Annotated in this window: 4 protein-coding genes and 1 pseudogene; 2 read left to right on the plus strand and 3 right to left on the minus strand. The window is 63.5% G+C overall.

Going from position 1 to position 7,455, the window contains the following annotated elements; genetic code table 11:
• Positions 1-3 precede the first annotated feature (3 nt).
• Both GPA21_RS09195 and GPA21_RS09200 read left to right on the plus strand, forming a co-directional pair.
• Positions 4-1,867: pseudogene (locus GPA21_RS09195) on the plus strand (nitric oxide reductase activation protein NorD).
• A gap of 4 nt (positions 1,868-1,871) precedes the next feature.
• Positions 1,872-2,642 carry a Crp/Fnr family transcriptional regulator gene (locus tag GPA21_RS09200; RefSeq protein WP_168987906.1) on the plus strand — a complete coding sequence of 257 codons (771 nt, stop codon included), beginning with the start codon at positions 1,872-1,874 and terminating at the stop codon, positions 2,640-2,642.
• 186 nt (positions 2,643-2,828) lie between these two features.
• Here the strand turns inward: GPA21_RS09200 and dnaE are convergent, their stop codons facing one another.
• The 3 genes from dnaE to GPA21_RS09215 form a co-directional block, all read right to left on the minus strand.
• Positions 2,829-6,302: a DNA polymerase III subunit alpha gene (dnaE, locus tag GPA21_RS09205; RefSeq protein ID WP_168987907.1), complete on the minus strand. Its 3,474-nt coding sequence runs from the start codon at positions 6,300-6,302 to the stop codon at positions 2,829-2,831.
• A 236-nt stretch (positions 6,303-6,538) separates the two neighbouring features.
• Positions 6,539-6,910: a hypothetical protein gene (locus GPA21_RS09210; protein WP_211163509.1), complete on the minus strand. Its 372-nt coding sequence runs from the start codon at positions 6,908-6,910 to the stop codon at positions 6,539-6,541.
• Positions 6,901-7,455, minus strand: a 555-nt coding sequence (locus tag GPA21_RS09215; protein ID WP_168987908.1) for a quinone oxidoreductase family protein, incomplete at its 5' end; no start/stop codon positions are given. The genes GPA21_RS09215 and GPA21_RS09210, both read right to left, overlap by 10 nt.

Consider the following 7,455-nt stretch of genomic DNA (forward strand, 5'->3'; position numbering starts at 1 on the left):
AACATGGAAGAGATCGTCGGAAAATACTGGCACCTCTTTGTCAGCCGGGCGGCAGAACGGCGCTATCCCGAGGCTGCAGTCAAACTCAAGGCGGTGGAGCGGACCGCAGGAGTTTTCTTCCGTGCCCTCGGTGGCGACCCCGGCCTGAGAGTATCGGCCGCGACGGTCGATGAACACGGCGCCCGCCGCAGCCTGCTCGCCCGCATTGCCGGGGTCGGCGACAAGGTCGCCCACGCCCGAATGGACCCGGCCACCTTGCGCCTGCCTCCGGAGATCAACCTCTTTCCCGAGCCATCGCTCAACCGGGATCTCTATCTGTGGCTGGCCGCGCTGGCCGCGGCGCACGACGGGCTTTACGACGCCCCCTTGCCGAACGGCTGTGAAGCGCAGGAATTCGTGCGCAACCAGGCAGCGACCATCGCCGCCCTGGAAAAATGGCCGGGACTGGCGCAGCGTTATGCGCGACTCGTCGAGGCCTACCTGCCGCTGCGCCCGGACACCAAACGCATGCCACCCGCCGAGGTCGCGCGCGAAGAGGCGATCCGCGCGGCACTGCGTGTTCCGGGCAGCGTCGCAAGCTTGCCGGAGGTACCCAACGGCACTCCCCAGGCACAACCTGTGCGCCTGTGGCTCACCGGCTCGCTTGCCGACCCCGATGCCGCGCTGCGTGCAAGCGATGCCGATATCGATCACGAACAGACCGCCAATGCCGCCCCGCCCTCCGAGGAATCCGAGCGCCGCGCCTATCGCGCCAAGCGGGAGGAGATGCCCAAGGAGAAGAACGGACTGTCGATCATGTTCCGCGCCGAGAGCCTGCTCGCAGTCGCCGAATTTCTCAAGGTCAATCGTCCGACCGACGACGACCCCGACGAGAACGCCGCCGACGCTGCCCGCGATCTCGACCATCTGTCTCTCGCCCAGGACCGCGACCCGGTCGCCTCCAAGGTGCGCTTCGATCTCGACAGCCGAGGACGACGTGATGCTCGGCGCCGGCATTCCCTTGCCCGAATGGGACTACCGCAAGGGTCTGCTCCTCGACGAGCATGTGCGGCTGACCGAAATGGCTTCGCGCAACGCAGATCCAACCCCCCTGCCAGAGCATCTCCGACGCACCGCAAAGCGCCTGCATCAGCAGTTCGCCGCGCTTCAGCCAGGCAGGCGCTGGCTAAAGCAGCGCACTGAAGGCACCGAGCTCGATGTCGATGCAGTGGTGCGTGCGCAAACCGACCGGCACATCGGCCGCCACCCTTCGGAACAGCTCTATCTGTCCCTGGAGAAGCGCGAGCGCGATCTCTCGTGCATGGTGCTGGCCGACCTCTCGCTGTCGACCGATACCTGGGTGTCGTCGGACGCACGCGTCATCGACGTCATCCGCGACGCCCTCCTGCTCTTCGGCGAGGCTTTGCGGACCACAGGTGACCGCTTCTCCATCTGCGGCTTTTCGTCACTCAAGCGTGCGAACGTGCGATTTCATCGCATGAAGAACTTCGACGATCGTTTCGACGACACGGTTCGCGGCCGGATCTCTGCGATCAAGCCCGGCTACTACACGCGGCTCGGCGCGGCAGTGCGCCATGCCAGCAATCTGCTGGCTAAAGAAGCATCGAGCCGCCGAATCCTGTTGATCCTGTCGGACGGCAAACCCAACGACCTCGATTTGTACGAAGGCCGTTACGGCATCGAGGACAGCCGCGTGGCAATCTCGGAAGCGCGGCGTCAGGGCCTGGTACCCTTTTGCGTCACTATCGACCGCGAAGGCGCCAGCTACCTGCCCCATCTCTTCGGGCCGGCAGGCTACGCGGTGATCCGCAAGCCCGAAGAGCTCCCTTCCCGCCTTCCCCTGTTCTACGCCCAGCTCACGAGGTGACATCATGCACACCGTCGATTGTCTTCAGAGGGACAACTCCCCCGCGTCGCAAACTGATGTCCCTCCCGGATGCGAAGCCAGCCCCGAGCACGTTTCGCTATGTCGTCTTCTGGCGCACATTCCGCTGCTCAACGGTTTGTCCGACCAGGAGATCTCGCGTTTTGCGCGCGGGGTGCGCGAGTTCAAGGCGGAAAAAGGCGAAGTACTGTTTCATCGCGGCGATCCGTGCCACGGTTTTCATTTTTTGCTCGAGGGACAGATCAAGCTGGCCTTCACCTCATCGGATGGACACGAGAAGGTCATCGAAATCATGCGTCCCGGTCACAGCTTCGGCGAGGCGGTGATGTTCATGGACAAGCCCTATGTGGTCATGGCGCAGACCCTGACCGACTGTCGCCTGCTGCACATCGCGAAGAACGTGGTTTTCGAGGAGATGTCGCGCGATCCGCTCTTCTGTCGCAAGATCATCGCTGGGCTGTCGCAGCGACTGCACCACCTCATCGCCGACGTCGAAACCTACTCGCTCCGCAACGGGCGAGACCGCATCATCGGCTACTTGCTGCGCGAGGAGGAAATGAACGGCGACCAGGTCACGCAAGGCCGCGTCAGCGTCAGGCTGCCCACCAACAAAGGCACCATCGCCTCCCGCCTCAACCTGACCCAGGAGCACTTTTCGCGCGTGCTGCACGATCTTATCGACAGTGGCTTGATCGAGGTCGAAGGCCGCACCATCCACATCGTGGATATCGAACGCCTGCGCGACAGCCTGAACTGAACCCGGCTTGTTCAGGCTTCGCTTCAACACGCCCTGAGATTCGCCCATCACCCACCCATAGGGTGCGTTGAGCGAATCGAAACCCACGGACCCATTCGCGGCTCACGCTGCTCCCACAGGCAATGGCTAGCGCTGCGCCAGGTGCGTATCCACTGACTGCAGGAACGGCCGCGCTTGCCGGGGGACTCAGTGATAGACGATCTCGATCGCGCCGTCCGGTAGCCAGTCGCGCAGACTCTCCAGCAATGCATCGTCCGGCCGGATGCGCCAGCTCTTGCCCAAGGGCAGATCCGCCTCGGCCACCTGGTTGCGATAGCGGATGCGAATCGGGCATTCCCCCTCGCGAAACGGGCCGAGCAGACCCTGCAGCCGGTCTATCGCAGCACGCGGCCCACCGCTCTCGGCGACCTCGCCGTTGAGCCTCACCAGCAAGGTCTTGGCAAACCTGCCACGCGCTTCGCCAAGCGTCATCAGGCGATCGGCGATGATGCGCAACCCGCCCGAAAACTCGTCCGGGCTAATCTTGCCCTCGACCACAAGCACGTCGTCGGTCACGATCTTGCCACGACTCGCATCGAGCACTTCCGAATAGACCGCTACCTCGCGCGGCTCGGTGCCGTCGTCGATCTGAACGAAAGCCATCTTGCCCCGGTTGCCAACCTTTGTGCGTACCTCCATGACCACGCCGGCCAGCATCGTCAGTTCGCGTGACGGCTCTAGCTCCGCAAGACTTCGACGCACGAAACGTCGCACCTCGGACTTGAAGGCGTTGAACGGATGACCAGAGAGGAAGAATCCGATCGCGGTCTTTTCCTCCTTCAATCTCTCGCGTTCGGACCAGGCGCGAACATTGACGAACTCAAGTGCGGCGCCGGCCGCCTCGGGCAGCGCATCGAACAAGCCGCCCTGCATCGCGTTGGCGGCAGCCTGTTCAGCCGCATCCATCGCCAGCGACACGGTGGCGATGAGTTGCGCACGATCACGACCTTCGTGCCCCGGCAGGGCATCCATCGCCCCGGCCCGGATCAGCGCCTCGACAACGCGACGGTTGACCATGCGTCGATCGACTCGCTCGCAAAAATCGAAGAGGTCGCGGAACGGCCCCTTCTCCCGCGCCGCGAGAATCGCCCGCACCGCCGGTTCGCCACAGCCCTTGACTGCCCCTAGGCCGTAGCGAATCGTCTTGCGATCGACCGGCACGAAGCGATAATCGGACGCGTTCACGCACGGCGGCAGAACTTCGATGCCGTTCGCCCGGGTATCCTCGAAAAAGATGCGGATAGTGTCGGTGTTGTCCAGGTCGGCCGACATCGTCGCCGCCATGAAGGCCGCACAGTGATGCGCCTTCAGCCAGGCAGTGTGGTAGGTCACCACCGCGTAGGCCGCAGTATGCGACTTGTTGAAACCGTATTCGGCGAACTTCTCCATCAGGTCGAAGAGCTTCATCGCCAGGGCTTCATCGTAGCCCTTGTTGCGCGCACCTTCGCGCATGATCTCGCGATGCTTGGCCATCTCTTCGGCCTTCTTCTTGCCCATCGCGCGACGCAGCATGTCGGCACCGCCAAGCGTGTAGCCGCCGATAATCTGCGAGATCTGCATCACCTGTTCCTGATAGACGATGACGCCGTAGGTCGGCTCCAGCGACGCTTTCAGGTCCGGGTGAAAATAGTCGATCTCCTGCTGGCCTTTCTTGCGCAGGATGAAGTCGTCCACCATCCCGGAACCCAGCGGCCCGGGGCGGTAGAGAGCAAGCACCGCGATGATGTCTTCGAATCGGTCCGGCCCGAGCTTCTTCAGAAGCTTCTTCATGCCGTCGGATTCGACCTGGAAGATCGCCGTGGTGTTGGCGTCCTTCAGGATCTGGTAGGCAGCCGGGTCGGTGAAAGGCAGCGAGTTGAGGTCGGGGCGTTCGCCGGTGAGACGTTCGACGTAATCGACCGCGAGCTTGATGATGGTGAGGTTGCGCAGGCCGAGGAAGTCGAACTTCACCAGTCCGACCGCCTCGACGTCGTCCTTGTCGTACTGCGACACCGGCGTGGCATACAGCGGACAGAAATCGGTCAGTTTGCCCGGCGCGATCAGCACGCCGCCCGCATGCATGCCGACGTTGCGGGTCAGGCCCTCGAGCGGCTGGGCGAGGCTCCACAACTCCTGCACCGATTCGCCGTCGTTGCCATCGGACATCATCTCGCCGATCTGCGGCTCCATGTCGTAGGCCTTGGCCAGCGAGACCGGCTTGGCGCCCTCGATCGGAATCAGCTTGGACAGCCGGTCGCACAAGCCATAGGGGAGATCGAGCACGCGACCGACGTCGCGCACCACGGCCTTGGAGGCCATGGTGCCGAAAGTAGCGATCTGGCTCACCGCATCTCGACCGTAGCGCTCGCGCACGTACTCGATGACGCGGTAGCGATTGTCCTGGCAGAAGTCGATGTCGAAGTCGGGCATCGACACCCGCTCCGGGTTGAGGAAACGCTCAAACAGCAGCGCGTACTCGAGCGGGTCGAGATCGGTGATGCGCAAGCTGTAGGCGACCAGCGAGCCGGCTCCCGACCCCCGCCCCGGGCCGACCGGCACGTCGTTCTCCTTGGCCCAGTTGATGAAGTCCGCGACGATCAGGAAGTAGCCCGGAAAGCCCATCTGGATGATGGTGTCGGTCTCGAACTTCAACCGCTCTTCATAACGCTGTCGCTGACCCTCGCGCACGTCAGCGTCCGGATAAAGCTCGACGAGGCGCTCCTCGAGACCTCGCTTGGCCTCATGGACGAGAAAGTCGTCCAACGTCATCCCTTCGGGCGTCGGGAACAACGGCAGGAAATTCTTGCCGAGTTCTACCGTCAGTGAGCAGCGGCGTGCGATCTCGACCGCGTTCTCCAGCGCCTCGGGAAGATCGGCGAACAGCGCACACATCTCATCCTGGCTCTTGAGGTACTGATCTTCGGTGAAGTCGCGCGGGCGACGCTTGTCGGCGAGGACATAGCCCTGGGCAATACACACCCGTGCTTCATGGGCCTTGAAGTCTTCGCGCTTCAGGAACTGCACCGGATGGGTCGCGACCACCGGCAGGTCGAGGTCGGCGGCGAGCGTCACTGCATCGCGAATATAACCCTCGGTGCCCGGATGCCCCGCTCGCTGCAACTCTATGTAGAAAGCGCCCGGAAAGTTGGCCGACCATTCGCCCGCGAGCCGGCGAGCAAGCTCGCCGTTGCCGTTCAGCAGGGCCTGGCCGACGTCACCGTGCATTGCACCGGACAGACACAGCAAGCCCGAAGCCGCGCCCTCTGCAAACCACTCCCGTCGCATCTCCGCCCGGCCACGGTGCTTGTTCTCGAGATAGGCGCGTGTCAGCAACTCGCACAACTGGCCGTAGCCGACACGGTTTCGGCAGATCAGCAACACCCGGTGCGGCTTGTCGCGATCGGCATCGTTGGTGATCCAGGCGTCGACCCCGACGACAGGTTTGACGCCCTTGCCGCGCGCGCCCTTGTAAAACTTGACCATGCCGAACAGGTTGGCCAGGTCGGAGACTCCAAGCGCCGGCATGCCATCTGCCGCAGCAGCGGCGATGGCCTGGTCGATCTGGACGATACCGTCCTGGATCGAATACTCGGAGTGAAGTCGGAGATGGACGAAACGGGGGGTATTCTGGGGCAGGGTCATGGGCGCAATTTTACCCGAGTCCTGATTGGTAACGGTCAGCGCATGTAACGCACACGGTGCGTTTCGCGTACCGCTCAACGCACCCTATCGCACTGTTCGCGGCTTACGCCACTCCCACAGGTGATGGACGCGCACCGGGCTCCGCGGTTGCCACTGCTTGTGTAAGCGCCGTAAGGCGCGAACACGGCGGCAGCTTGTGGCAACCCCGGCGCCAAGTGCGTCGCTCTCGTTTACGGTCAGCGCAACACCGCCCCTTCCCTCACCCGGACCAGCGCGGCACGCCGCTCTTCGTCGGCCGCGATGATCGCGGCAGTCTGTTCGTCAGTCAGCGGCCGGCCGAGATCCATTTCCAACGCCGAAATCAGCCGCGACACCGCGACGGTGATGCGGCGCTCGTCCGGCATCGCGCGGCGCACCTGCTCGGGCTGGATGCCAACGATACGCGACACCTGAAGCACGAAATAGTCTTCGATGCGCCGGTTCTCGGCCTTGAGAAACGCTGCCTGTGATGGACTCAACACCTGCTGTTGGGCAGGCGCCGGGAGCGGGGCCAGCGCGAGCGCGCCGGCCACCAAGACGGCGAGGAGCGACAGGCGCTTCAGACCCACGGCAGCAGGACGGTGGAGCCTGTGGTGCGTCGCGCCTCGAGGTCACGATGCGCCTGCGCCGCCTCGCGCAGCGGATAGCGTTGATTGACCTCTATGCGCACCTTGCCCGAGGTGACCGCCTCGAACAACTCGCTCGACATTGTGACCAGTTCACTGCGCTTGGCCACGTAGGTGAACAGCGTTGGACGTGTGAGGAACAACGACCCCTTCTGCGCCAGAACCTGAGGATCGAACGGTGGCACTGCGCCGGATGCGGCACCGAAGAGCACCATCGTGCCTAATGGCCGCAGGCACGACAACGAGTCCATGAAGGTGTCCTTGCCGATGGAGTCATACACCACCGCGACACCCTCGCCCTTGGTGATCTCACGTACGCGCTCGGCGAAGTTTTCGCGCGTGTAGACGATGGGATGGTCACAACCATGGGCACGGGCCAGCGCCGCCTTGTCGTCTGAGCCCACGGTGCCGATTACGGTCGCGCCGAGGGCTTTCGCCCACTGGCACACGATCAGGCCCACGCCACCCGCGGCGGCATGGATCAGGAT

The sequence above is a fragment of the Azoarcus taiwanensis genome (assembly GCF_012910885.1).
Lineage (GTDB): Bacteria > Pseudomonadota > Gammaproteobacteria > Burkholderiales > Rhodocyclaceae > Azoarcus_F > Azoarcus_F taiwanensis.

Excerpts from the sequence above, each read along its gene's own strand:
- dnaE (WP_168987907.1), bottom strand. The coding sequence starts at position 6,302 with ATGACCCTGCCCCAGAATACCCCCCGTTTCGTCCATCTCCGACTTCAC.
- GPA21_RS09200 (WP_168987906.1), top strand. The coding sequence starts at position 1,872 with ATGCACACCGTCGATTGTCTTCAGAGGGACAACTCCCCCGCGTCGCAA.